We start from the raw sequence: 25,312 nt of genomic DNA on the forward strand, positions 1-25,312 counted from the left end.
TACCGGCGCCGGGTCGCGCCGTCCGCGAGACGGCGAGAACCGTCAGCCGCGGCCGGGCCGCGACGCACCGGCCACCAGGGCGCGGAAGGTGTCGGCGGTGACCGTGGCGGTGCCGGCCACGACGTCGTGCAGACCGCGACCGTCGGGCCGGAAGACCAGCGGCGGGACCACCAGGGCGACGAGGACCTGACGGGCCAGCAGGCGCAGCAGGTTCATCGGCCGCATCACGCCGTCGGCCGGCACGACGCGCAGCCCCGTCGCGATCTTGCCGAACGAGCCGGCCAGCAGCCAGGTGAACAGCGCCGACTCGACGACGTAGACCGCCAGGGTGACGAACCCGCCGGCGCTGCCGGTCTCGAAGTAGTGGTCGGCCCCGCCGACGATGACGATCGCGACCAGGGTGGAGGCCACCCAGTCGACCAGCAGGGCGCCGAACCGCCGGCCCCAGGACGCGGTCGGGATCGAGTCGCTCACGGCACCAGCCTAGGCGGCGGGCCGCTCATCCCGGGGTGGAGCCACCCCTCGACACACCTGTTACACCGGGGAAACAAACCCGATACGGTCGCGAAACGGCTCGAGAGTTACCTTTCGACCACACCGGGCGCAGCGACGCGCCCGGGTCCACGTCACCGCTACGCGTTCGGCTGCACCTGGGAGGGCGCGGCCAAGGAGGACGAATGTTCAGCAACAGCGACGACCTGCTCGCCTACATCAAGGACGAGGGCGTCGAGATGGTCGACGTCCGGTTCTGCGACCTGCCCGGCATCATGCAGCACTTCACCGTCCCGGTCTCGTCGTTCGACCAGAGCGTCTTCGACGACGGTCTCGGCTTCGACGGCTCGTCCATCCGCGGTTTCCAGGCCATCAACGAGTCCGACATGGCGCTCTTCCCGGACCCGACCACCGCCTACATCGACCCGTTCCGCACGGCGAAGACGATGGTCATCAACTTCTTCATCCACGACCCGATCACCGGCGAGCCCTACTCGCGCGACCCCCGCAACATCGCGCGCAAGGCGCTGGCCTACCTCTCGACCACCGGCATCGCCGACACGGCGTACTTCGCGCCGGAGGCCGAGTTCTACATCTTCGACAAGGTCCGCTACTCGACCGGCGTCAACGAGAGCTATTACCACATCGACTCCGTCGAGGGCTGGTGGAACTCCGGCGCCGAGGGCGACAACCTGGGCTACAAGACGCGCCTCAAGGGCGGCTACTTCCCGGTGGCTCCCTACGACCACTACACCGACCTGCGCGACGAGATGGTCAAGAACCTCGAGGGCGTCGGCCTGCAGGTCGAGCGGGCCCACCACGAGGTCGGCACGGCCGGTCAGGCGGAGATCAACTACCGCTTCGACACGCTGCTCAAGGCCGCCGACGACGTGATGAAGTTCAAGTACATCATCAAGAACACCGCGTGGGCCAACAACAAGTCGGTCACCTTCATGCCCAAGCCGATCTTCGGTGACAACGGCTCCGGCATGCACGTGCACCAGTCGCTGTGGAACGGCGGCGAGCCGCTGTTCTACGACGAGACCGGCTACGGCGGCCTGTCCGACATGGCGCGCTGGTACATCGGCGGCATCCTCAAGCACGCCCCGTCGCTGCTGGCCTTCACCAACCCGACGGTCAACTCCTACCACCGCCTGGTCCCCGGCTTCGAGGCCCCGATCTCGCTGGTCTACTCCTCGCGCAACCGCTCCGCCTCGGTCCGGATCCCGATCACGGGCTCCAACCCCAAGGCCAAGCGCATCGAGACCCGCTTCCCCGACCCGTCGGCCAACCCCTACCTGGCCTTCGCCGCGCTGATGCTCGCCGGTGTCGACGGCATCAAGAACAAGACCGAGCCCGCCGCCCCGATCGACAAGGACATCTACGAGCTCCCGCCGGACGAGATGGCCGAGATCGACCAGGTGCCCACGTCGCTCGGTGCCGTCCTCGACGCGCTCGAGGACGACCAGGAGTACCTGCACCAGGGCAACGTGTTCACCTCCGACCTGATCGAGACCTGGGTCGACTACAAGCGCACCCAGGAGATCGCCCCCGTGCAGCTGCGCCCGCACCCGCACGAGTTCGAGCTCTACTACGACATCTAACCGGGCCTCCGGCTGCGGTCATTCAGCAACGCCGAACGACCGCAAAGAACAGCCGCTGACCTGCACAAACGCCGCCGAGCGACCTTTTGGTCGTTCGGCGGCGTTTGCTGTTGGTAGCCGCTCGTCTGTTACAAATCCGGTACAAATTTGGGTAGCGCCATCTCCTGCCACACGGTCCTCAGGGGACTCTTCGGGTAGGTCGCGGCCCGGGTCGGTTGCCCGAGCCACCAGCCTGGCATCGCACAGTTGGGCAACCATCGCCGCGATGCCCGAGTCAGCTTGCTGCCACATCGTTTCCGCCGACGTGATCGCTCCCATGCCGCCGTCGGACATAGGTGCCCGTAGACCAACTGTCCGTCAACGCCGCGAGGAGGGGCTGGATGATGGCAACGAACTCGAACGTGCCGGCTATGGAACCGGGAATCTTTGGGCCGCGGCGGCGCGGAGACCGCGGAAGCCGGGCACCCAGGCTGGTCGAGGCCCAAGAGCTGTGGGACATCGACGATGTCGCTTCCTACCTTGGCGTGACAAAGCAGACCATCTACTCCTGGCGGACGACAGGTTACGGCCCGGCCGGCTTCCGTGTCGGCAAGCACCTGCGCTGGCGGGCAGCAACCGTGATCAATTGGACGCTGCGACTCGAGGAGAATCAGTGATCCCGACAGGCCATCAGCCTGACCCGGAATCGACTCCATCGCCACCAGCGAGCAGATGCTCATCAGCATGTTTGGTCACCCGGTCCGACGCTGCCGAGGGCTGCCATGGCAAGCATTAGCTCTGGGAGACCAGCCGACGACGGCAGCCCTCGCTACGTCGTCAACTACCGAGATCCCGAGGGGCGGCAGCGTCGTAAGACCTTCCGACGCAAGGCCGAGGCGGCTGCGTTCCGCAACACGGTCGAGGCGGACAAACTTCGTGGAACCTACCTCGATGTCGACGCCGGCAGGATCTCATTTCGCGCCTACGCCGAGGGGTGGCTCGACAGTCGGACCTTCAGTCCGCTGACCTACGAGGCGACCGAATTGCGACTCAGGCTCCATGTGTTCCCGACGCTAGGACACCTCGAGCTGCGACAGATCAAGCCGTCGACCATCCAGAAGCTCCTACGGTCGATGGAGATGGCCGAGACCTATCGGCGCGTCATCTTCTCTAACGTGTCTGCCATCTTCTCGGCTGCGGTCGACGACGACATGATTGCCAAGAATCCGTGCAAAGCGAGTTCAGTGACAAGGCCCGCAACGTCGCGCCGCAAGGTGGTGCCTTGGCCGACCGAGTGGGTCTCCTCCATGCACGACGCGCTTCCGCCGCAGTACAGGATCGCAGTCACGTTGGGATCGGGGCTGGGACTACGCCAAGGCGAGGTATTTGGGCTCGCGGTCGAGGATGTCGACTTCCTCCGCGGAGTTGTGGAGGTCAGGCGGCAAGTCAAGGTGTTCGGAGGCAACCGCCTGGTCTTTGGCCTGCCGAAGGGCGACAAGACCCGAACCGTCCCCTTGCCCGAGAGCGTCGCGACGGAACTCAGCAACCACCTCGCTACCTACCCGCGACGGAGCATCACGCTTCCGTGGGGAACGCCCCAGGCGGACAAGAAGTCGAGCGCAGGGCTCATACTCACCACACGCGAGCGTTCTGCCCTCAACCGCAACTACTTCAACACACGGCTCTGGAAGCCCGGCCAAGCCCATGTGGGCATCGAGCAATCGCGTGACAACGGCATGCACGCTCTACGCCACTGGTACGCCTCCGTGCTGCTAGACGCCGGCGAATCGATTCGCGCCGTGTCCGAATACCTCGGCCACAGCGACCCCGGGTTCACCTTGCGCACCTACACCCATCTCATGCCCAGCAGCACGGAGCGAACCCGTGCAGCAGTGGATGCGGCCTTTGCAGCCGGGCGCCACGCGGGCAAAGAGGCTGACACAGAACTCGAGCAACCCTCTCGGGGCTAGCGGGCGCCAGCCCAGCAACGCAAGTTGACTGACTACCGCAGCGACAGAGGTCGACCCGCTCATGGTCTGCGGGAATGGGCCTTCTCAATGTCTAACACTAGGAGGTCTTGGCACGATCAGCCGTCACAACTAGCTGTCGAGGAAGTCCCATTCGGCCCCAAGGACCCAGCGGATCGCAGAGATCTTCCCGGAGAGCATGCCCCAGTCGAACTGAGTCTCGGTGTCCTTGCGGAGCAGCTCGACTCCGTACTGTTCCTCAATTCGGCGGGCGGCCGCCTGTGCTGTCGCCCAGATCTCCGCCGAATAGCCCTCGGGGCGCTCGTCACCAGTCGACGCCTCCGAGCGCCCGTACCAGAGCCGATCGAACAGCTCGTGTTCGACCTCCATGATTTCGGAGACACGACGCAGTGCAGACGTCTCAACCTGATGCCTGAACGCGAGATCCATCCGGTCAGCCAGCAGCCTCCGCAGTTGCGGCATTTCCCACGTCCTCACGCGGAACGCCGGCCTCGTCTGGTTGAAACTTGAGATCCAGTCCTTCGCTCCGTTGGTGAAGAATCCCGAGGCAACAAACAGCACCGTGTCCGGCCGCTCGGCCGTGGCCCAGGCGATCGTCCCTTGTAACGCTTCGGGCGGCACTCCACGTACGTAGTGCTTGCAGTCGACGAACCACGTCTCGAGATACTGGTGTCCGTCAACGTCGCGGCGTTCGAGCTGAGCCACGATGTCGCGCCCGCGATCGGCCGGCGAGGATTCCTTGGGCGTTCCCTTCCGCCAGTCGACGTTCACGAAACCCGTCTCTGACATCAGGTCGAAGCAGAACTCTTCGAAGTCGGTCGGGCTGAGTGCGTCGAAGCCGACCGCACCCAAGAGCATCTCAGCTGGATCCTCTGGAAGAAGGTCGTCAGCCGAGGAGAGCCCGTCGTCGGTCATGCGCCCACACTAGGACGCCGGCGGCCGGCTACTCCCGTCTCATCAACTCCCGTCCCTGCCAGTTGCGTCAGATCGAATGAGCGCGACAGCCAGGCGATGGACGAGATCACCGACTACCTCGCCACCATCGACGAGAAGCTCGATGATGTACTCCGCGCACAGAAGGACTCGGTCCTGGCCGGAGCGGCCGGGCAGGTCGGCGATCTCGCCACGGCGGCCAAGGCCGCCGAGTCGACGGCGCGCGACCACCCCTCGAAGGCCCGGGCCGTGGTGCACTCTCGCAATCACGTCGGCACTGCGGTCGTCGACTTCCAGGGCCTGCTCGGCATCGAGTCCGGCCGCCATCCAGTGGAGGCACGGCGATGGGTCGAGGCAGCCTCCGCGGTGCGCGACAGGGCGCGCGACGCCGGCGCTGAGCGCGTCGACGCCGCCAAGAGGCTCAGCACCGAGACCCGCGTCCGAGCACGTTCGGCCACCAGCCGGCTCTCTGACGAGATCGCGCAGAAAGCCCGCCGTCGCCGCAGCACCGACCAGGACGTCGTCGACGACTCGGACGGTTGAAGCACGTGCGGTCGACCCCGGGGGCGACATGATGGCGCAGTGGAAGCCTCCGAAGAGCAGGCGGATCGCGAATCAGGCTGCGCGGACCAAGCTGCTGCACAAGGTGGCCGGTGACGACGCCCGAGCCTTGCTGATCCGGTACCGCGAGGTCGACATTCAGGACCTCAGCCGAGTTCTCTCTCGCGCACACTCCACCACCCCGAGGAAGTGAAGGCCGCGCTCACCAATGATCCGCGCTTCGACCTCTCCGAGGCGACGGTGGCACTTCACGCCACCGGTGCGCGGGCGCTGACAGACGCCGCTGCCCCACCGCGCCCGGCCGCCACCTTGGCCGACAACGTCCGGTTCGCCCTGACGGAAACAGACACCGACCGCCTCGTCGTCACTGCTCCGGGTGTCAAAGAGGCATTAGGGGAACTGAGCAACTGCGGTGTCCCGCCGCGTCGCGGGAGGCAGAACATTCCGGGTCGTCATAATTGGCCCATGGTGCATTGGGCTGCGGTTGAGCGCTCGCACGTCCTGGCGGCCCTCGCCGAGTGCGACCGACTTGGCTGCGCCGATTTCCTTCAGAAGTATGGATATTCACCGTCACGCCGTTATCACGTAGTCCATGAGGGCCGCGAGTATCCGTCAAAGGCGATTCTCGCAGTCGCCTACCTCCATGCGACTGGCGATCTACTTGGGCCAGTGCGAGTCGACGGGGGACGTTGGGGTGCAGCTCGCGTCCTGAGGCGACTGAGGTTCGAGGTCACGGGCGACTAGCGCGAGATCTGCCGCTTCTTTCGTGTCAACGAGCAGCAGTCTCCTCCCTGATGTACGTGATGCCGAACGCCTTGACTTGTCGGTACTCCTGGATCTTGGCGGCGAGGTCGAAGGCGTCGCTGGAGACGAACTGGAAGATATCGAGGCCGCGGCCGAGGTTGATGCGCCAGCCGGAGTTGGCGCGGATCGACCGGTCGTGGATGGTGTCGCTGAGCTCGACGTCGAGGGTGATGCCCGCGACGGCTGCGGCCTGCTTGACGCGTAGCAGGAACTCCAGTTGCTTCTGCACCTTCTCGGGGCCGTCGGAGGATTCGGTGGTGATGAGCTTGAGCTTGATTTCGTCGGCCGGGTCCTTGACCGCGGCGAGCGCTTCCACGAACTCCATCAGGTTGCGCGCCTGGTGAAACTGGCGGATGTAAGGGTCGGTGAGGGTGATCTCGGTGGCGCCGCGCAGGTACGGGATCAGCATGGTGGCGTAGGAGACGCCGCGTTGGTTCTCCTGGTATTCGCGGTGCCCGGCGTACAGCTCCGGCTTAACGGGCGTGGCCGGAACCCCGTCGGCCGCGCTGGCTGTGGCGCCTCTCCCCTGCTCGCCGGTTGAGTCGTTGGCGTCGGCGCTCTCGGCGTGGCGGGTGCGGTGATAGTGCGTGGGGTATTCGTCTTCTTCGAGGGTGGTGACAGGGTGCCAGCCGCCGTCGTTGTCGAGGTAGCCGAACTTGACCTCGGCCATGGTGGCGTCGATTCGGAGGATCTGGTCCTTGACGCGCTTGCGGCCCTCGATGGCGAACCGCAGGGTCTCCTCGATCTCCTCCTGGGTCGCTTCCCCGTGGGGGTAGAGGATCTTCATCAGCCCGGAGAAGGTCTTGTGGATGCCGTCGCGGTCGCGGGTCGAGATGTCCGAACCCAGCGTGAAGTGCTGCTGGTAGCGGTCGGAGTAGTCCGCGTTGCGCATCGACTTGAGGACTTCGGCGATGTAGTCGACGACGAAGCCGTAGCCCTCGGAGAACATCTCTCCGCGGATGGTGTCGACTTCCCAGCCCGGGATGAAGTGGTGGAGGCGGTCGAGGTACGCCGCGTCGTGGTAACTCTCGGGCAGCTCGTCGAACAGGTCGGAGTGCTTGAGCATGTACGGCACGTTGTGGGACGTGTTGCCGACGAAGACCATCGACGCTTCTGCGCCGAGCGTCTCTACACCGCGCGAGAACGACTTGTTCGCCATGTAGTTCTTCATGATGTCGACGAGCGCCTTGTCGGTGCGCTTCTTCTTACCGGCGAACTCGTCGAACGCGACGACGTCCCAGTAGCCGACTAGGCCGATGCGACCGTTGGAGTTGTTCACGAAGAGCTTCGGGACCGTGACCTCTCCCCCGGAGATCAGCATGCCGTGGGGTGAGAACTCCGAGAAGATGTGTGACTTGCCGGTGCCCTTGGGACCGAGCTCGACGAGGTTGTAGTTGCGCTCGACGAACGGGATCAGGCGGACGAGCTGGATGAGCTTGGCGCGACGGCCGAACAGGGCAGGGTTGAAACCGATCGATTGAATCAGCAGGTCGATCCACTCGTCGGTGGTGAACTCACGGCGCGAGGTGGTGTAGCTGTCGAAGTCGAAGTTCGAGAGTTGAATCGGCTTCAGCGAGCCGAGTTGCCAGGGCACGACGCGGGCGTCGTCGAAGTGGAAGTAGTCGATGTCGCAGATGCACCAGACGCCACCGACGAGGAGCTTGGGGTGGGCGTTGATCGTGGCCGACTCCACGATGACTCCCTTGATGCCGAGGTTGGAGAACTCTGCCTCGTACCGATCGTCCTTGTCGTTGAGAGAGACAGAGACCTTGTCGATGATCTTGTAGCGCCCGCGTTCCTTGATCGTCGACTTAACCAGCTCGGACTGGTTCCGTTGGACGTAGTGGTCGGCGAGGATCTTGCGCACAGAGTCGATGCCGGCCTGGATGGTGGCTTCGTCGTCGGAGGCTGCGTACTGACCGAGGAGGTACTCCAGCACGTAGGAGGGCACGATCGCGTTGCCCTTGACGGCCTTGACGAGGTCCTTGCGGACCACGAGGCCGGCAAAGTGCTGGTTGATCTTCTTGTCGAGCGCGGACTGCTCGGGGGTCTGGTCCGCAGCCTGCCCCTCGGTGGTGCCGTCGAGGAGGTCGGCGGCGATCACGTCGAGATCGGTCTCTTCAGTCATGTCGGCCACCCTTAGAAGTCGAAGTCCGAGGTGAAGGAGCGCTTGAGGGTGAACATCGCCTTCTCGTACACGCGCCAACGGGTTGTGTTCGGAATGAGCTCCTCGAGGCGGAGCTCGACGGCGCGGTTGTTGTAGTCGTTGGCGTCCTTGTTAAGCAGCAGCTGGACGCTCTGGTAGCGGTCACGCTGCTCGGGCGAGGAGGAGTCGAAGGTCAGCTGAGGCGGCGGGTCGTTGGAGATCAGCGTCTCCCCCACATACAGCCCCGCGCGCAGCACGCGGGCCTGAATCTTGTCGCTGACAGGCTCGGACTGGAACAGCTTCACGACCAGCTGACCAGTGGTGATCTTGTCGGCGTCGGGGAGCACCTTGACGTTCACCAGGCGGGTGTCGCTCTTGCGCTTCTTGTTGATCGCTAGCACCGGTACGACGATCTCCTGCAGAGTCGCACCGCCGTGGACGAAACGTGTGCCGCCGCCGGCAAGCCTGAGGCGATGGATCGACTTGGGGATCTGGACCTCGATATCGCCGTCGAGATTGAGCTGCTCAGCGCTGAACGTGGCGAAGGCGTCGTCGACCTTCAGCCCGTGACCGAGCACGTAGCGCTTGTTGGAGACGAGGATCTTGTCGCCGTGAGCTCTCTCGGAGAGGAAGAACTGCTCGGGCAGCGCCTCGTCTTGGAAGAGGAAGCCGTGATCGGCGGTCACGAAGATGTTGGTGGCGTTGGCGTTGGCGGTCTTCTTGACCAGGTCAACCAGCTCGGCCAGCGCCAGCTCTGCGGCTTCGAAGACCCGGCGCTCGGTGCCGGGCTTGTCGCCGATAGCGTCGATGACGTCGTGGTAGATGTACAGAACCCGGTTGCTCTTGAACATCTCCCGCCGCTCATCGGCCGTCAGGGCCCTGAATGTCTCGGCTTGGATGGCGCTGCCGCCCACAGTCTCCAGCACCTTCGAGCGCGGACCCACACCGTTGGTGGGCAGTTCGTCGGCGAGCACTGTCTTGCCGTCAGCGGAGTGCTTCAGAGTGCGGTGCGGCAGGAGTGCGGCCATGCCGAGCTGGGTGTAGCTCGGCAGGACGCCGAGGACGGCCTCGAGGTCGGCGTTGAACCGGTCCTCCTGACGGATACGGGAACGTAGCTCGTCGGCGACCTCGTATCGGAGGGCGTCGGAGACGATAACGACCGCCTTCTTGTCCTCGCGGAGGAGCTGTGCCACGTAGTCGCCGTAGAACGAGCGCTGGGAGCGCAGGACGACCGACTGCCAACTGGTCGCTGCGTCGACCTGCTTCTGCCATGCGTTGCCGAGCTCGTAGACAAACTTGTTGGTGTAGGTCTTTTCGACGAGGTCTCGCAGCGCGTCGAGTGGGCTCGGTCCCTCGAAGGAGCGGCGGGCGTAGGTGAACTGGCGGTAGAGCTGGTCGATGCGGAACCAGTCGGTTCGGTAGCGATCAAGTCCCTCGTCGAAGGACGCGATCGTGAAATCGATCGTGCTCAGCTGCGACAACAGCTCAGCGGCTGCGTCGATCGCTGCATACAGCTGGCGGTAACCGTCGATCCACACGCTGCTCTGGCGGGCCCGGACGACATCGGCCACCTCACGAGCGGTCACGGTCTGCTCCGTGACCGCGCGAGCAAGGTCGGCAATGATTTTGCGGTCGGTCTCCTCGAACAGATCATCCGCGATGAGATCGCGGAACGTCGCGTTCTCGATGCTCGCCGTGTAGTCCAGGTCTGCCGAGGCCTGCTTGGCAAGGGTCGACATCGCGACTTGGCTACGCCGATCGTTGCGGAAGCTGGCAAAGTCGAGCTGGATGTTCTGCAGGCCTCCCGGGCGGGCGGACTTGAAGCCTCCGAGAGCGGCGCGGAACATCCACAAGACGAAGTCGTCGACACTCGGTGCGGTCGACTCGTAGCCATAGATCGAAGCCGCACCGAGCCAGAGGAATTCCGCGAGTTCCAGATCGACCAGCGCGTCGTACTTGGAGTGCTGGCCCTTGGATTTCTCGACCAAGAGAGTCCGCGTGATCTCAAGGAGGCTGTGCTCCTTCTGCCCCAGCACCACCGCGGACATCTTGGCGCGCAGACGGGCCGCGTCATCTTCGGGCGTGAGCAGCCCCTTGAGGTTCTCGACGCGCTTCCCCGCGTTGAAGAACTTCTCGTGCAGCGCGACGACCGCGTCGATGCCTTCGGACGTCAAACCGAGGTCTTGCGAAACCAGGGAGCTACGGTCGGCGGTGAAGACGCTGTAGGCCAGCTCGAGGTCCAGGAGCCAATTCCCGACGCCGGAGGGCACCTGCCCTGATCGGTAGACCAAGAACTTTTGGGCGGGTTGCTCCTGGAGAAGGTGGTACTTGATCCGGTACTCGTCGTTTGCCACGCGCAGGGTAGTGACACCCGGCAGGCTGAGACTGTCTACGACGGAGGCGTACTGACTTTCCGGGTCGTGCCAGAAGACGACGCGGTGGTCACGAAAGCGTCGCTCCAGGTGGGGCGTCAGGCTTGCGACTTCGGTCATTCAGTCGCCTCCAAGCCAACAATCTTCCTCAGCGCTGTCCCGAACTTCGGGTAGTTCGCCTTCACGCCGTCGTCCAGGTCGATGGCAACACTCTGAGAGGCCAGCGGGTAGAGCACGTCGTGCTCATACTCGCCGAGCTCCAGCAGCATCTTTCGGAGCCGGTCTGCTTCCTTCGCGTTGTTGGATCGCTCCGCGTGCTCAAGGCTGGCCTTCAGTTTGGCCTGGAACTCTCGCAAGTACTCATTGAGCACCGTCGAGACGGTCGACGGCGAGTAACGGTGCATGTAGATCAGCGCGTTGAACGACCCCTTGGGGCTGGAGAACAGCCAGTAGATCGGGCGCTTCTTGTATCGCTGGATGTGATCGTCATAGAACTTCGACCTGCCCGCCCGCGTGATGAAGTAGTCGCGCAAGGTCTTTACCCCGAGTGACTCTGTGACGAACCGCAGGTTCTCCTCAAAGTGCTGCTCACCGAAAGCGGCGCGAAGAAACTGCCGGAACCGCTCGACGATGTCGTCCTCGAACCAGTCACCCTCAACGATCGGGATGACGTTGTCTGCATCAGGCGTGAAGGTCGGAGAGGCGACCTTCACAAGGTAGTCCTGCAACGTGGTGCCCTGATCGACGAGGATGAGGCCAGCTTCGTCGAGGCTGTACCGACCGAACATGCAACCGACCGCGTATGAGACCAGGTCGATGGCTCGTTGCTCCGCATACAGAGATCGGCGTTCGGCGGCGTCCTTGTGAGCGCCGAACCGCGCCACGCTATTGCCGTGAAGGGTTACCCGGTCGAGGGGTACGTCGAGGTCCACCTCGTCGCTCAAGCCATAGGCGGCAGCAACCTCTGCGTTGACCTTCATCTCGAGATCTCGCGCCCGCTCGGCCCCAGCGATGCCCGCGTCGAAGCTGGCCTGCACGGCCGATGCGACCAGCTGCGAGCCATCGCGAACCAGGTCCAGCCGCTCGAACCCCCAAGATGTTTCGCGGCTGTCCCAGTCGGCCTGATGGATCGCAATCAGTTCCTGCACGGCGGCGGCCGCTTCAGGCGAAAGGTCAATGATTGGGATCTGAGCGAGCGTTCCCACCTCGACGTTCAGGGTCGGCGAGGTAGCGGCAAGCATGTCGCGGACCACCGCGCTGTTACAGATGCCAGCGATCGACAGCAGTTGTTGTTCCGAACTAAAGATCGAGGTCCCCGCGACGTCGAACAAGAACCCCTTCGGGAAGTAACGAAAGGCGGGGACGCCGGATCCAACCTTAGACCAAGACACCGACGGCTTGAAGTACAGATGGGGGCTTCGGATGACGGACTTCGGGCGCTCGGCCATCAACTCGGCACCGCCATTGGCCCAGTTCACGACCCATTCCTGGTTGCCATACCACTTTCTGAAGTCCCCGCCCTTGTTGTAGGGGTACCACTTGCAGCGGCTTTCGGCTGCCTCCTCACGGCTCAAGTCACGGCCGAATCGACTGCCGCTCACTTCGCTCCAAAGGCGCAGGAAGCGTCCGTTGTCTGCGGTCGCCATCCCCTGCCGCGGGTCACCGACTTCAGCAAGTGGACGCCCCAGAGTGAAGGCCTTCAACATGGAATCAGAGAGCCAGTACGCGACTCGTGAGTCAGGTACGGCCCGCAGGGCCGCCGGAGCGATCTCGGCGAACCGCTCGTTTCGGACGGGATACTCGAGCGGGACGCCATTCGAGTCCGTCTCGAAGTACCTCACACACTGGAACGTTGCCCGCGAGTCGCCGGCGCCACCGTTGCTGATGACTGTGGCAGAGGTACCAAAGTTGATCCCCATGCTCGTGCTGCCCTTACCGAGATAGGGCATGTGGACCATGGAACGGATCGCCTTGCGGTCAATGATTCTGCCTCGCAACTCCTTGTAGCTGGACAGGAACATCCAGGCCTCCATCGTGACCATGGCCGCGTAGCCCCGAGGAGAAACGAGATCAAACGCGCGATCCATGAACATCGAGAAGAGGTCAGACTTGGTCTCCGGGTACTCAGTCTTCGCCCAGGCCGCCAGGCGTGCGTCCATGTTCTTGCTGCCCATGTAGGGCGGGTTCGCGATGAGCACGTGGTAGGTCTGGGAGAGCAACAGCGCCTGGTGAATCACGGTCTCTGCGGCCTCGACCAGGTCGACGGCGAAGAGGTCGCCGGACAGTTGCTGAATCCCGTCGACGTCTAGACGAGCTAGCACGGCGGCGGACGACTTGATGAGAGATCCGTACAGGTCGGCCCGCTCAAACTGGAGCCAGAAATCCCGGTCCTCGGGCCGTCCGCCCGTAGTCCGGATTAGCGCGGCAATTTCGTCGGAGTCGAATGTGATCGGCTCGAGGGCGAGAACGCTCGGCACGAGTGGCCGGCTGAAGAAGGTGCGCTGCTTGGCACGGGCCTTCATGGTGAGCGCGAAGGCGGCCAGCGCTCCTGCGCGAGGGTCGATTTCGGTGCCGTAGATGTTGTGCGTGAGGATCAGGCTGGGAATCTCAGCCGGTCCGTAGCCCTCCTCCTCGTAGATCGCGTACAGGAGGTCGAACGCGTAGGTGAGCATGTGGCCGGAGCCGCAGGCGGGGTCGATGACCTTGAGTTCTTCGGGCTTAGTGATCTTGAGGAAGTCGGTCTCTTGATCGACAGGCGCGATGTAGTAGTCCATCTGGTTGACCAGGCCAGACGACGGGCGGTTGAGCAGCCAGAGTCTGCCAAGGGAGTTCTCGACGAGGTAGCGGACGATCCAATGCGGGGTGAAGAGCTGTGTTGCGGCGGGAATTTCAGGGGCGCCGGCCTTCCTGTTCTTCTTGAATCCGGCGAAGACCTCGTCCTTTCGTTCCGAGATGTAGAACTGGTAGAGCCAGCCGATGACTTCGACGTCCTTGCACACGTTCTGGGTCAGTACCGTGACGGATCGGTTGAGCACGGAGTCATCGGCGAGCAGATTCGCCGGGATGAGGAGCTCGGTGTAGTCGCCCTCGCGCTCGAACATGAAGGGCATGGCGCGGTTCCAGTACCGGCAGTAGTCCGCGAGCAGGAGTGCATATGCCTCGCTTTGAGGGTCGCTGCTCGAGCGGGTCCCGTCGAGCAACCCGGCGACCGCCGTGCGGGTGTCCTGGCTCGCCACCTCGGTGTCGATGACTCCGCGCTTGGCCTCGGCGAGGATCTCGGGTTGGCCGACCTCGATTCCCGCCTGTGGGGAGACCACGCCGATGCCGGTGTACCCGTTGGCGTCCATGAAGCGCAGCGCGATGATCCGGTTGAACCAGGTGTAGGCGACTCTCTCCGCGACGGCCGCGCGGCCCTCGTCGCCGCCGCCAGCGGCAGCCACCGCCCTGTCCAGGGCAGCGATGGCCTTGGACTGCTCAACTCGCTCCGATGAGCCTGGAGCGAGCACAGCGGCGATGCGGGCGTTGACCTCGCGGATGAGCGCGTTGCGCGCCCAAGTCGCGAAGTTCTTCAGCGGTGCGGTTTCCATCAGAGGGTGATTCGCTTTCCATCGTTCAAGGTCTGGATGAGCGCGCTGCGCAGGGCGCTCAGGTAGGTCTCGACGTCTGCCTCCGTCTCAAGGACGCCGGAGGCACCTGGTACATGAACCGTTTTCACCGAGACGGTCTGCTTGAGCGGCTCGGGATCGGGGCTCGGCGTGGCCGGCGACGAGGCAAGCAGATCGAGTAGCTCCGGATACTCGCTGGACTCGAAGTTCGAGCCGATCTGCTGGATGAGCGCGACCTGGTTCTCGGTGGCGATGCGGGCGAGCGTCTCGTCGATCCGCTGGACGGCGCGCTGCTGGGCCTCCGGTGTGGCGGCCGTAAAATACGCCGTGCTGGCGAGCTCGCTGCGGCGGTGCTCCAGCGTGCTGGCCACCTTCGCCCGATTGTCTGCGACGACAGTGTCGATCTGGCCCCGCAAGGCGTCCGCGGCTTGCTTGAGCTGGGCCATCTTGTTGCCACGGAAGGCGTTCGGATCCGCCAACACTGTCTTGATGCCCTCATCGCTGCCGGCGGGCAAGTAGTTGAGGTTGCTGGTGTGGGCGGCGAGAAGCGCTGCGGCGTCGTCGTAGATCGTCCGCTGTGGTCCGTTGACGAAGGACTGGATCGGGTCGATGACGTGGTCCTTGGCTTCGAGGAGGTCGTCGCCGAGGGTGAACTCGTTGAGGTACCAGTCGTCGTTCTTGCCGATTGTCTGTTCCAGGAGGCCGATCGGGCCGTTGAGCTGCTGGACGAATGGGTAACGCGAGACGTTCACGGCAGCGCGCAGTTCGTCGAGCTTGCCCTGGAGCTTGTCGGCGCCATGGCGAGCCAACTCGAGGGGATCCTTCGGAGCGCTGGGCTCATCGAAGAAGTCGACGCAGAACTTGCGGAAGTTTGCGACCTTGCGCTCGTCGAACGTCTTCTGCGGCGCGATGACCTGGTGACCGTGCTTCTGCGTGTTCCGCAGCGCGGTGGCGATCTCGGTCCGTTTGAGGACGTTGCCGTCGATGGTCAGAGTGACCTTCGACGCGCCGATCAGGGAGGCGACGATGACCTCGATAGATGCCAGATCCCATCCGTAGGGCTTGGCCTGGAAGGTGTCGACGATGCTCTTCATCGTGACCTGCTCGCCTTGGCCGGTCTTGCGCAGGATCGCCGAGAGAGCCTCTTGGGCCGCCTGGTCGATTTTCATCAGCGCTTCGGCATCGAACAGCCCGCTGTCGGGGTTCGCGGCGCCCGCCACCTGCTGCTCGTTGTAGGTGACACCACCGAGCAGTTTGAGCTGGGTGTAGGTGCGGCTTATGAGTTCCTGGAAGCCTTCGGTCACTCGTCCGATCGCGTCACTCGAGCTGGCTGGGACGTCGGCGGCGTTGATGATCAGCCCGGCCTTGCCGACAGCGGTCTGGATACGCTGGGCGAGTTCCTTCTCCCGCTCGCGGTTGAGGGTCGCCTTGGCCTGGAGGATCTGCTCTTCGATCGCGGAGAGTGAGCTGGTGCGCTTGCGCTTGATGTACTTGTCGGTCTTGAGCAGCAGCCGCAGGTCGGTCAGCACGCGCTCGTCGGGGTCGAGGACGACCCGCAGCTCGTCCTTGCCGGCGCTGTGCATCCGGGTCTCATCCGCGGTGTAGGGGTAGTCCGGGGTGATGAAGTGGACCGAGAGTTCCTTCTGCTGCCCATGGACCTGATCGTCGAGCTTGAACCCGAACGGGAAGTCCTGGCCGTTCTTGGCGTAGCGGATCTTGTTGGTCCTGATGACGTCGGCAGAGAGCACCTTGAACAACTGGGAGCTGACCTCGGAGCTGTCGATGTCGACGTTCTTGATTTCCTCCTCGATGACCTGCTCTTCGTTGGTGAGGTACTCGTAGACCTGGCCGTTGCGCTGGATGTAGGTCTGCCGCTCCAGCTCCGCGAGCGCTTCCTTAACGTCCTCGGCCAGCGCCGGCAGATCGAGCCCGAAGCGGTCGTAGACGAGCACGGTGAGGTTGCGGGCGGTGGCCTGGAAGCTCTCGACGTACTTGACGAGGAAGAGCGCCTTGAGGAGTCGGATGGCCAGCTCGTTGTCGAGGTTGCGCTCCGCGACGAGGATCTGCTGCTGGGCCTGTGCCTTGAGCGAGGCGCGGATGCCTTCGAACATGCGGTCAAAGGTGGCCAGCGTTCCGAGCTCGCCGGTGCCGACAACCTTGGCGACGTCCTGGACGACGCCAAGCATCGACCGCTCGCCGACGGAGCTGTTGCGGCCTTCGAAGGCGTTGTGGTCCGAGATCCCGATGATCGCGGCCTGGAAGAGCGGAAACTGGTAGCTGACGAAGGGGTAGGTGCCGACGAAGTGCTCCTCGTCGGTGTAGTTGCGGTAGTTCTTGGCGCCGTCGACGAAATCGAACAGTGTCTTGAAGTTGGCCGACTCGGTGGCGTAGATCGCTTGGAGCGCGACGGCTCCGTCGTCGTTCTTCTCGAGGAGTCGCTTGCGGATGACCTCCTCGACGTCGGCGCTGGTGAGGTGGACGCGGGTCTTGAACCGGGCCTGGATCTTGGAGAAGTCGTTGCCCTGCTGCTTGGTGCGGTCACCGACGACCTTGTCCATGTCCTCCTGGGAGGTCACGAAGACCCAGGCCCGGCCGCCGCACTTGGTGTTGAGGCTTTCGGCGATGGTCTGGAGGTTGAGCATCAGATGGGTGTTGACCCCGATGAACTGGCCGACCTCGTCGACGTAGAAGTTGAGGCGGAAGCCGTCGGGCTGCTGGTCGAGCCACGCCTTGACCTCGTCGGCGAAGTCCTCGATCGAGACCGCGTAGGACTGCTGGTACTGCTTGATGATGCCGTCGGTCGCCTGGCCGTTGATCTCGGCGAAGGCGCGGTCGATCGAGGGCCCCTCCAGCGCGCTCTGTTCGCGGCCCTGGCTCCACGGGACCTTGGCGATCCGCTCGAAGGCCTCCTTAAACGCCTCGTACTGGCCGCGGGTGTCGAGGTCGCGCTCGAAGCGGGCGACGTGGCCCTGGTTGCCGTAGTAGCCGCGGCTCTCGTCGAAGACCTTCACGAACACCTTGAGCAGGGCGTCGGCTTGGTCCTTGGTTATGAGGGTGGCCTTCTGGTCGATGTTGAACAGCAGGCTCTTAGCCGCGATGCGCTCGGCCTTGGTCAGCAGCGCGGGCAGGAACGATCCGGTGGCCTTGGAGCGGAAGTTTTCGGAGACCTGGCTGCGGTCGAAGGCCTGGCCTTCGACGTCGCCGAGCAGGTGGGCGAGCATCTTGAGCAAGTGCGACTTACCGGAGCCGAAGAAGCCGGAGATCCACACACCGTTGGCGTTGGTGTAGTTGGTGTAGGCCTCCAGCAGGAGCTCGAGGCCCTTGGCTGCCTCGTTCGTCAGGACGTATTCGTCGACCTCGGTGCCCAGGTGTGCAGCGTCGTCGGCCTTGATGACGCCTTCGATGGGGCGCTGGACGTCCTTCGCGAAGATCTGGTTCAACAGCATCGGGTCACGCTTCCTGTTCCAAGATGTTCTTGGCTCGGTAGTACTGGTCGTCGGTCAACTTGTTGAACAGGACCAGACTCGACCCGAGCGAGTCGGACTGCCGGTAGTCGCCGGGGAAGAACATGAGCATCGGCTTTCCGGTCACCACGCTCTGCAGGTTGTTGAGCACGTTGTGGGACCGGATGTACGGGAAGACCTCGCCGATGCCGGTAAGGAAGACGATGTCGAAGGCGCCGTCCTGCACCTTGGTCCGCAGTGCCGGGGCGAGGTGGAGTTGCGGGTCGAGCATGGCCTGCAACATTTCCCGCAGGTCGTCCTTGTCGTGGTCGGGCTCGAAGGCGAGCACTCGCTCCCAGACACCGCGTTCCTTGAGAATCTCCACCGACAGGTCGTAGAGGTTGACCTCTCGCACGGTGATGCCGTGCTTGGTCGAGAGCTTGGTCTTGATCCGCTTCTTCGCCTGCGCGACCGCGAGGGAGGCTTCGGGCGGGAAGGGGTAGATAAAGAACGGGACTTCGTTGCTCAGTCCCTCCATACGAAGGAACCGCTGGCTGCTCAGCACGGCGAGCAGATGTGCTTCTTGCGCATTCAGGTCCATCGTCTTCATCAGGCCGCGCTCCGGGTGGGGAAGAAACGGATGTCGCTCGGCGTGCGGAGACTCAGGAGACCGAGGAGTCGCTCGGACAACACGGCGGGCACGATGTGCCCGGACTCCGAGAGCAGCTCGGCCTCCACGAGCATCTTGAACACCGTGGATCGCAGCTTCTGCATGGTTGAGTCCTTGATCGTTGCGAGCTCGTCGTGCCACAGGGCCTTGCTCCGGATAAAGCCGTCGAAGTCCTCATAGGCGAGCGTCGGCGCCAGCAGCAGGAATCGCTCGCGCAGCACCTCCTCTGCGAACTCCGCGATGAGGCTGTAGCGGCGGCAGGCCGCCACCCACATCAGGTGGCCGCGTTCGGTGGCCGTCAGGTCGCCGAGGAGCTCGAGCTCTGGCTCGGTCAGCGCCGAGAGGCGCTTCACCGTCTCGCGGACGAGGCGGACCCCGGTGCGATGCGTGCGCGCCTGGAGAAGGTTATCGGCCACGGCTCGGTCACGGGCCTTCTCCCAGTCCCGTTCCTCGAGGTAGGCGGGCGCCAGGAGGGCGGCCTCACGGGTCAGGAGCGTGCCGGTGGTGAACGACAACGCATAGCGATCGCTGGTCTCGGCGTCGGTCACGGCTGGCACCTCCTTACTGGTGGCTCGGGCAAAGTCGTTCAGGCTATCGGGGACCGGCGACAGTTCTGTCCGGTCGGGCCGACGGATCAGCCGGTGTTGCTCGGTTCATCCGAGGTAGCGGCACCGCCGCGGCGCACCCATTCGTCGACCTCGCTGGTCTGGAACTTCCAGAGCCGGCCGACCTTGTGGGCTGGCATGGCCTTGTCGGCGATCCAGGCGTAGACCGTGTCCTTCGTGACGCCGAGATGGGCGGCGATGTCCTCTGCGGACAACCACGGTTCGGACACGACGCGTCGACCCTTCCCTCGGCGAACCGGCTTTAGCCGGGTGTGTCCGAGCGTAGTCGAGGATGAGCCTGGTTTCGGCCGGTTCAGCAGAACCAACGGCGTGTCTTGCGGCCGCCGGCCCGCTGTCCGTCACCGGCGCTCCGGCCCGGCAACCTGACCAGCTCCCACGACACCCGGGGCGCCCGCTGCCGAGCTGGCGAAATGCTCTCGCCCATCTGATCGCTCCCAAGGTCCGGGATCACCTAGGTGACCAAGCAGAGGAGGACCCAATGAGCACTTCACCCGCGGAGCAGCCGGGCTCGGGCATCGTCACCTTCACCCAGCAGGGCGACCGCGCCCTCGATCGCCTCGCCGCCGACCTTGTCGACCACTGCGACGGCTCCATCGCCAGCATCGCGGACGTCCTCGAGCAGGTGCTGTCGGCCGACATCGCCGAGCTTGCCGACAAGCTCGGTGAATCCCTAGTCGCCGACGAGGCCGGCCTAGCCCCCGAGAGTCCCGACCATGCAGCCCGTCGACGCCTCGGCGCCGACCGGTCCATTGCCGGCGGCGCACCTCCCCCGCCACCCCGGATCGGCCGTTGACGCGCCGGTCACACGCGCGAGAGCTCCTCCGGCCGAGTGAGCTGACTGCCACCTAGACTGACCTAGAAAACCCTCTAAATCTAGGTGAGTCTAGGAAGGTGGCGCTGGTGGATCAGAGCCCATACACGCCCGGTGCCGGCCACAACCCGCCCGTCCTGGCAGGACGAGACGGCCTTCTCCGTGACTGGCATTTGGTGCTCAACGACATTGTCTCTAGCGGCCGCGTCCGCGCACAGGACATGATTCTTGCCGGCCCGCGCGGCGTGGGGAAGACCGTCACGGTGAGCGCGTTCGCGGACCTGGCCAAGGAGCAAGGTTTCGAGGTGGTCAACCTCCAGGCTGTCTCGGGCCACGCTGGTCTGGTAGAGGCGCTGCTCCAACGCGCTCGCACCCGTATGGCCGAGGAGGCCGGCCCGTGGCAGCGCGCCCGCAAGGCCTTCGAGCGGGTCGGTGGGGTCAACCTGAGCATCGCGGGTATCGGTGCCGGTATCTCCACTCGCCCATCAGACGCTCCCGCAGCAGGCTTGGACGCGGGAACGCTCGCTGACGCCCTGGCCACGCTGGCGGCTGAGGTCCGCAAGGACGCCCACAGCGGGGGCCTGCTGATCACCGTCGATGAGCTCCAGGTCGCCTCTGGCCCTGACCTCGCCCTGCTCGCGGCGACGCTGCACCGACTCAACGTCGACCACCCCTCCGCGCCGGTTCTCTTCGCCGGCACCGGGCTGCCCTTCACTCCCGATGCGCTCCGCAAGGCTGGCGTGACCCACCCTGATCGCCTCTTCGTGCTGGAGCCCATCCCCCTCACTCTCCAACCCGATGACGCCCGCTACGCCGTGGTGGAGCCAGCACGCCGGGTCGGTGTCGCGTGGACCCCCGAGGCGGCGGCAGTCGTGGTAGAGGCCAGCAACGGCTACCCGGCCCACCTGCAGCTGTTCGCCCACGCAATCTGGACATCCGCGCCCGGGCCCGACCAGATCACCCTCGGCGACGTCGAAGCCGCACTCCCCCGGGTTGCCGACATGCTCGAGCGCCGCACCCTTGGCCCCCGCTGGGACCGAATCAGCGATCGACAGATGGAGTTCCTTGCCGCCCTCGCTCTGCACGGCGGGCGCGCCTCGACAGCGGCGATCGCCAAGACTCTCGGTCGCTCCCAGCAAGAGCTGTCCTGGCTCCGTGAGGAGCTCATCGAGGAGGGCGACGTCTACGCACCCAAGCGAGGCCAGCTGGCGATGGCGGTCCCGCTCTTCAACCGCTTCGTTCTGAGCCACTACGAACGCACACGACCCGAGGCAGCGACCGAGCTGCTGAGCTTGCAGGAGATGATCGCGAACGCCGGGCTGGATCCCTCAGCAGCGCACGCGGGTGGGGACATGCTGCGCCTAAGCGAGCAGAACGAAACCCGCCAGTTGCCACCGCCCAGCGCCGGATCTGGGCGGCCGCGTTCCTGAGTGGCGGCGCACCTCTACCGAACGGCGTTGGCATACATTCAGTTACACAACGCAGCTGAGTAACGGGCTTGGAGCGGGCCGACACGGACCGCGATAGCGCTAGAGCTGGCGGCTGGCCCGTCGCAACATGGGCCCTGTCACGTCGGGCAGCAGCGCGGCAAGGGGATACGGCGGCGCGACATCGGCCAAGCTTGTCGAGCAACTCGGAGTCGTCTGACGTCAGTGTCTCCGTCGTCGGGGCGCAGTAGGCGTTCCACTCGCTGACCCCCACGGCGAGCCGGCGATAGGCCTCGACATCCTGGGGGCGTTGAACCACGCAGGGCGGACATCGCGAACCCGCCGCGCGATCAGGGCCCCTTTGTCCTCGATGGCTGCTCAGTCTCCCGCCTCGCAGGAATGGAGGGGACCCTGCGGTTGTCCACAGCCGGCCGCCGGCGGCCACGCGTCCGCCGCGAGATCCGGGAGACTCGAGTCAGCGACACCTCTCGGCAGGAAGGACAACCCGGTGGACGACAACGACCAGCTCGAAGCGGGCGGACACGCGGCGGCCGCCCGCGAGCACGTCTACGGCTTCAACCGCGCCACGATGTGGGAGCGCGACCAGATCCCGGCCGAGACCTCCGACCAGCTGGCGGAGTTCGCCGACCTCGCGGCCGCGCTCCCCCAGGCCTTCTCGCAGCTCTCCAGCAGGCTCGAGCAGGCCCTGACTCACCAGGTGCTCAGCATGGACTCGATGACCGACGAGTCCGACCCGGCCATGGCGATCGGCGTCGCCCGTCTCGTCCTGGAGGAGGCCCGCGGTCTCGCGGTCGACCTCCACAAGCACCTCAACGCCGCGCGGAACGCCACCGCGCACATCATCAGCCAGGGCGCCGACGACGGGCAGGAGTCGATGTCCTGGGACCAGCCCTGACCCGGCTCCACTTGAACATCGCGAGATTTTCTTCGCGTCGGGTGATCGCCCCGACGGGTCGACCTTCCTTTGGTGACTGAGAGATGACCCCGGTCCACCAAGGAGCTGCCCGTGAGCACGCCCACCGATTCCCCGTCCGTCACGGCCAACCGTGACCCGGTTCAGGAGGCCCGCGCCTACCTCGAGCTGGCCGAGGCTGCGCTCGATCGACTCCGCGAGGTACTGCCGCCTCCCACCGCTCCCCGGCCCGAAACCGGAGACGGTGAGTCGGCATGACCACCGACACCACGCTGAACGCCGCCGACGCTGTGTTCGAGGCCGAGCAGGCCGTGAGCAGAGCGTGCTGGGTCGTGGAGGAGCTCCAGGAGACGATCGCCTCCGCACTCCGCGTGCTCGACGACGCCGAGCTTGACTCGGCCAAGGCCAAGCTGTCCGAGCGCGGCTCGTTCTACCTCGAGGCCGCCGGCGAGCACCTGGGCCGGCTGCGCACGCGGTGCAACGACATGCCGAACCTCACCCACGACCTGTTCGCGCACCTCCACCGCGCATCGCAGTCGGTCACCGACGCCCGCACCCTCCTCGACCTGGCCGACACCTCCGATCCCGTCATCGCCAGCGAGATCGCGCAGCTCAAGCCGCGCATCGCGGTCGTCGGCGAGATGGTCGCTCTCGCAAAGCCGGTCGCCCAGCTGGCTGCCCAGCACGTCGAGACCGCGCACCAGGCCAGCCGGGACGTCACTGCCTTGGGCCTGCTGGAGCCGGTCAGCCTGGAGCGAAGCATCGCGACCGCCGGCAAGGAGCTCGGCCGCGCCGACGAGGACGTGCGCCTGCTCGGCAACATCGTCGACCACGCCGCGGCCAGCGCCCGTGAGTCGGCCGGGATCGCCAGCGAGATCACCGACAGCGCCCGCCGACGGATGTCCGAGCGGAGCCGGGACCCGATCCCGAGCGCATCGTCGCTCCCGACGCCCCGGTCCCCGAGTCGGTAGAGGGAGCCATGGACCTCGACCAAGGCAGGTCATGGACGGGCAGCTGACGATGGCCGCGAAGACGCTAGCCCGGTGGTGCTACGCCCGTGGCCTCGACGAACGACTCCTCGGCCGTGGTGAGCAGCTGCTCAAAGCGGTCGTCGACCAGGCGCTCGGTCAACCGGCGCCGGCGCACCTCGAGCGTTTGCTGTGGCGACAGACCGCCACGCTGCTACGTCAGCGACGCGACTGGGACCGTGACCACCAAGTGAGCCCACCGACGACCGCGGCGTGCCTGCCCTGCGTCGTGGCGGTCGACCAGTGCCCCACCCACGCCGGCCGGCGATGTCGTGCCTGCGGTGGCCAGCTGCACCGCGTCGTCGTCGACGAGGGCTTCGACACCCATCCGTGCTGCGACCGCCCCGGTGAGCATGTATCCCTGGCGGTCGTCGAGCACACCGCCCAGCTGCTGGGAGCCACGCTGCTGGCACAGCCGACCTGACCTGCCCGGGGCGCCAACCGGATCAGCCGAAGTGATCGCTCCCACAGCTGGTCCGCACTTAGGAGACCAAGGAGGACTGGCGCAGCCGGTGCCGGTCCACGGGATCCATGGGAGTTCAGATGAGTGACGCCGCTCGCGAGGAAGCCGCGCTCGAGGAAGAGGCCCGTCAGCGCGCCGAGGAGATCAGGGCCACCGAGGAGGCCGCCCAGGCCGCGGCTGCCGACACCGGCCCCTCCCCCGACGCCGAGATCGCGCAGGTCCACCGATCCGGCCGCCCGCACGACCACACCGACACGGCCGCCTACCAGCGGCCCCAGCTCGGCCGCCGCCGCGGCCCGCGCCGCTAGGGGGTCGCGATGGCTACCGCACTCGCATCACTGGACGCCAGCCGCATCGTCGGCCGAACGACGGTCCGCTGGGTCGACTGCTCCCACAAGCTGGGGTCGCTGCCGTGCATGAACCACAAGCCGCACGAGGGCAACGGCCGCGGCTGCGTGCACCACTCAACGTCCGGCTTCCAGGACGACGAGTAGCCCGCGGACCTGTAGCGCCCAAAGAGAGCTCCTCAGCCGTGCACCAGGTGCAGCCGCGGTCGCGGCTGCTGGTCGACGGCTGTCTCCAGGCGCTGCAGCCGCTCGAGCGTCATCGGATGCCTATGACGCCGGAGCAGACCAGCCAGCACGGAGCCCAGGCCGAGGGAGACCACCAGCTGGTCGGCCGCGGTCTCCGACCAGGCCTCGATCCGCCGGCTGGCCGCCGGCACCAGGTAGGTCAGGGCGATCACCGCGCCGCCCAGGATCCCCGGAGCGGCCCGGCCCTCAGCGACCGACTGCACGATGCAGATCCCCCCGACGACACCCCGCAGCGTCCACGCCAGCCGCATGAACGGAAGCCAGGCGAAGGCTCGGCCCACGCCACGGAACGTCCCGACCACCAGCCGCCACGGCGTCGTCGCGGCGAGCACAGCGAGCTCCAGCCGTGGCCGGATCGCTCGCTGACGGCCGACGGCATGAGCCATCGCGGCTGCCGCTTCCGCAGCGGTCACTCCCCCGCGGTATCTGGCGTCGACCAGTCCGGGGGTGACCACGACGGCGCGATCCGCGATCGCCACAGCCACCGGGGTGCTCGGACCCTGGCGGCGGCGCACGAACAGGGCGTCGACGTCGACGCTGCGGCCACCCAGCTCGGCGAGCACGGGCGCCATCACCTGGAGCTCAGCTGCGGTCGCGGGACGCGACCGGGTCAGCGTCGCGATCGCCGGCACCTCCAACTGGCCGAGCGCCAGCGCAGCGAGCAGGCCGGCTGCAACCAGGAACGCCACCAGGCCAAGGGCCGGCGGGAGCAGGGCGCACACCACCACGGTGAGGACAAAGCTCACCAGCAGCGCCGGCGCCAGCGTCACCACCCTCAGCACGGTCATCGGGAACCTCATCATCACGACCCTCCTCCATCTGTCAGCACTAGT

24 protein-coding genes are annotated in these 25,312 nt (G+C 65.4%); 13 read left to right on the forward strand and 11 right to left on the reverse strand.

Annotation, left to right across the window (positions count from 1 at the left end; translation table 11 throughout):
• Positions 1 to 42: 42 nt before the first annotated feature.
• Complete coding sequence (locus FZC61_RS15735) at positions 43 to 474, reverse strand: RDD family protein (protein WP_148615122.1); 432 nt, start codon at positions 472 to 474, stop codon at positions 43 to 45.
• A 203-nt stretch (positions 475 to 677) separates the two neighbouring features.
• Here FZC61_RS15735 and glnA point away from each other — a divergent pair, with 203 nt between their 5' ends.
• Positions 678 to 2,096: a type I glutamate--ammonia ligase gene (gene glnA, locus FZC61_RS15740; protein ID WP_148615123.1), complete on the forward strand. Its 1,419-nt coding sequence runs from the start codon at positions 678 to 680 to the stop codon at positions 2,094 to 2,096.
• An 18-nt stretch (positions 2,097 to 2,114) separates the two neighbouring features.
• On the opposite strand, the gene FZC61_RS15745 is transcribed toward glnA, so the two are convergent.
• Positions 2,115 to 2,429, reverse strand: a complete 315-nt coding sequence (locus FZC61_RS15745) for a hypothetical protein (RefSeq protein ID WP_148615124.1) — start codon at positions 2,427 to 2,429, stop codon at positions 2,115 to 2,117.
• A gap of 47 nt (positions 2,430 to 2,476) precedes the next feature.
• Here FZC61_RS15745 and FZC61_RS15750 point away from each other — a divergent pair, with 47 nt between their 5' ends.
• Both FZC61_RS15750 and FZC61_RS15755 read left to right on the forward strand, forming a co-directional pair.
• Positions 2,477 to 2,752: a helix-turn-helix transcriptional regulator gene (locus FZC61_RS15750; RefSeq protein WP_148615125.1), complete on the forward strand. Its 276-nt coding sequence runs from the start codon at positions 2,477 to 2,479 to the stop codon at positions 2,750 to 2,752.
• A 105-nt stretch (positions 2,753 to 2,857) separates the two neighbouring features.
• Entirely contained in the window at positions 2,858 to 4,045 is a 1,188-nt protein-coding gene (locus FZC61_RS15755) for a site-specific integrase (protein ID WP_148615126.1), read from the forward strand.
• Positions 4,046 to 4,174: 129 nt separating this feature from the next.
• Here the strand turns inward: FZC61_RS15755 and FZC61_RS15760 are convergent, their stop codons facing one another.
• Positions 4,175 to 4,978 (reverse strand): restriction endonuclease, encoded by an 804-nt coding sequence (locus FZC61_RS15760; protein ID WP_211357276.1) that lies wholly within the window; start codon positions 4,976 to 4,978, stop codon positions 4,175 to 4,177.
• Positions 4,979 to 5,074: 96 nt separating this feature from the next.
• Between FZC61_RS15760 and FZC61_RS15765 the strand changes: the two genes are divergently transcribed.
• Together FZC61_RS15765 and FZC61_RS24155 are read left to right on the forward strand one after the other, a co-directional pair.
• On the forward strand, positions 5,075 to 5,539 hold the full coding sequence (locus FZC61_RS15765; protein ID WP_148615127.1) for a hypothetical protein: 465 nt from the start codon (positions 5,075 to 5,077) through the stop codon (positions 5,537 to 5,539).
• A gap of 483 nt (positions 5,540 to 6,022) precedes the next feature.
• Positions 6,023 to 6,301 carry a ScoMcrA-related endonuclease gene (locus FZC61_RS24155; RefSeq protein WP_484214016.1) on the forward strand — a complete coding sequence of 93 codons (279 nt, stop codon included), beginning with the start codon at positions 6,023 to 6,025 and terminating at the stop codon, positions 6,299 to 6,301.
• Positions 6,302 to 6,326: 25 nt separating this feature from the next.
• On the opposite strand, the gene brxL is transcribed toward FZC61_RS24155, so the two are convergent.
• From brxL to FZC61_RS15800, 7 genes are all read right to left on the reverse strand, one after another.
• Positions 6,327 to 8,489: a BREX system Lon protease-like protein BrxL gene (brxL, locus tag FZC61_RS15770; protein WP_148615217.1), complete on the reverse strand. Its 2,163-nt coding sequence runs from the start codon at positions 8,487 to 8,489 to the stop codon at positions 6,327 to 6,329.
• Positions 8,490 to 8,500: 11 nt separating this feature from the next.
• Entirely contained in the window at positions 8,501 to 10,999 is a 2,499-nt protein-coding gene (pglZ, locus tag FZC61_RS15775) for a BREX-1 system phosphatase PglZ type A (protein ID WP_148615128.1), read from the reverse strand.
• Positions 10,996 to 14,466, reverse strand: a complete 3,471-nt coding sequence (gene pglX, locus FZC61_RS15780; RefSeq protein ID WP_148615129.1) for a BREX-1 system adenine-specific DNA-methyltransferase PglX — start codon at positions 14,464 to 14,466, stop codon at positions 10,996 to 10,998. The genes pglZ and pglX overlap by 4 nt, the downstream gene beginning before the upstream one ends.
• A complete protein-coding gene (brxC, locus tag FZC61_RS15785) occupies positions 14,466 to 17,930 on the reverse strand; it encodes a BREX system P-loop protein BrxC (RefSeq protein ID WP_148615130.1) in 3,465 nt (1,154 codons plus the stop codon). Before brxC ends, pglX begins: the two co-directional genes overlap by 1 nt.
• A 4-nt stretch (positions 17,931 to 17,934) precedes the next feature.
• Positions 17,935 to 18,537, reverse strand: a complete 603-nt coding sequence (locus FZC61_RS15790; RefSeq protein WP_148615131.1) for a DUF1788 domain-containing protein — start codon at positions 18,535 to 18,537, stop codon at positions 17,935 to 17,937.
• Complete coding sequence (locus tag FZC61_RS15795) at positions 18,537 to 19,145, reverse strand: DUF1819 family protein (protein ID WP_148615132.1); 609 nt, start codon at positions 19,143 to 19,145, stop codon at positions 18,537 to 18,539. Before FZC61_RS15795 ends, FZC61_RS15790 begins: the two co-directional genes overlap by 1 nt.
• An 86-nt stretch (positions 19,146 to 19,231) precedes the next feature.
• Complete coding sequence (locus FZC61_RS15800; protein ID WP_107767050.1) at positions 19,232 to 19,432, reverse strand: helix-turn-helix domain-containing protein; 201 nt, start codon at positions 19,430 to 19,432, stop codon at positions 19,232 to 19,234.
• Between the two features lie 269 nt (positions 19,433 to 19,701).
• Here FZC61_RS15800 and FZC61_RS15805 point away from each other — a divergent pair, with 269 nt between their 5' ends.
• The 8 genes from FZC61_RS15805 to FZC61_RS23145 all read left to right on the forward strand — a co-directional run bounded on the left by FZC61_RS15805 (position 19,702) and on the right by FZC61_RS23145 (position 24,380).
• Positions 19,702 to 20,016 carry a hypothetical protein gene (locus tag FZC61_RS15805; RefSeq protein WP_107767049.1) on the forward strand — a complete coding sequence of 105 codons (315 nt, stop codon included), beginning with the start codon at positions 19,702 to 19,704 and terminating at the stop codon, positions 20,014 to 20,016.
• Positions 20,017 to 20,114: 98 nt separating this feature from the next.
• Positions 20,115 to 21,464: an ATP-binding protein gene (locus FZC61_RS15810; protein WP_107767048.1), complete on the forward strand. Its 1,350-nt coding sequence runs from the start codon at positions 20,115 to 20,117 to the stop codon at positions 21,462 to 21,464.
• Positions 21,465 to 21,969: 505 nt separating this feature from the next.
• The gene (locus tag FZC61_RS15815; RefSeq protein ID WP_107767046.1) at positions 21,970 to 22,377 is read left to right on the forward strand and encodes a hypothetical protein; all 408 of its coding nucleotides are present in this window, start codon (positions 21,970 to 21,972) and stop codon (positions 22,375 to 22,377) included.
• A 111-nt stretch (positions 22,378 to 22,488) separates the two neighbouring features.
• Positions 22,489 to 22,653, forward strand: coding sequence for a hypothetical protein (locus tag FZC61_RS23140; protein ID WP_170286123.1), 165 nt, complete (start codon positions 22,489 to 22,491; stop codon positions 22,651 to 22,653).
• Entirely contained in the window at positions 22,650 to 23,366 is a 717-nt protein-coding gene (locus tag FZC61_RS15820; protein WP_148615133.1) for a hypothetical protein, read from the forward strand. Before FZC61_RS23140 ends, FZC61_RS15820 begins: the two co-directional genes overlap by 4 nt.
• Before the next feature lie 31 nt (positions 23,367 to 23,397).
• The gene (locus tag FZC61_RS15825) at positions 23,398 to 23,847 is read left to right on the forward strand and encodes a hypothetical protein (RefSeq protein WP_148615134.1); all 450 of its coding nucleotides are present in this window, start codon (positions 23,398 to 23,400) and stop codon (positions 23,845 to 23,847) included.
• A 119-nt stretch (positions 23,848 to 23,966) separates the two neighbouring features.
• Entirely contained in the window at positions 23,967 to 24,194 is a 228-nt protein-coding gene (locus FZC61_RS15830) for a hypothetical protein (protein ID WP_148615135.1), read from the forward strand.
• Positions 24,195 to 24,203: 9 nt separating this feature from the next.
• Complete coding sequence (locus tag FZC61_RS23145) at positions 24,204 to 24,380, forward strand: hypothetical protein (RefSeq protein WP_170286124.1); 177 nt, start codon at positions 24,204 to 24,206, stop codon at positions 24,378 to 24,380.
• Between the two features lie 32 nt (positions 24,381 to 24,412).
• Here the strand turns inward: FZC61_RS23145 and FZC61_RS15835 are convergent, their stop codons facing one another.
• Positions 24,413 to 25,279 carry a hypothetical protein gene (locus FZC61_RS15835; RefSeq protein WP_148615136.1) on the reverse strand — a complete coding sequence of 289 codons (867 nt, stop codon included), beginning with the start codon at positions 25,277 to 25,279 and terminating at the stop codon, positions 24,413 to 24,415.
• Positions 25,280 to 25,312: the final 33 nt, after the last annotated feature.

Source organism: Nocardioides rubriscoriae (assembly GCF_008087085.1).
Lineage (GTDB): Bacteria > Actinomycetota > Actinomycetes > Propionibacteriales > Nocardioidaceae > Nocardioides > Nocardioides rubriscoriae.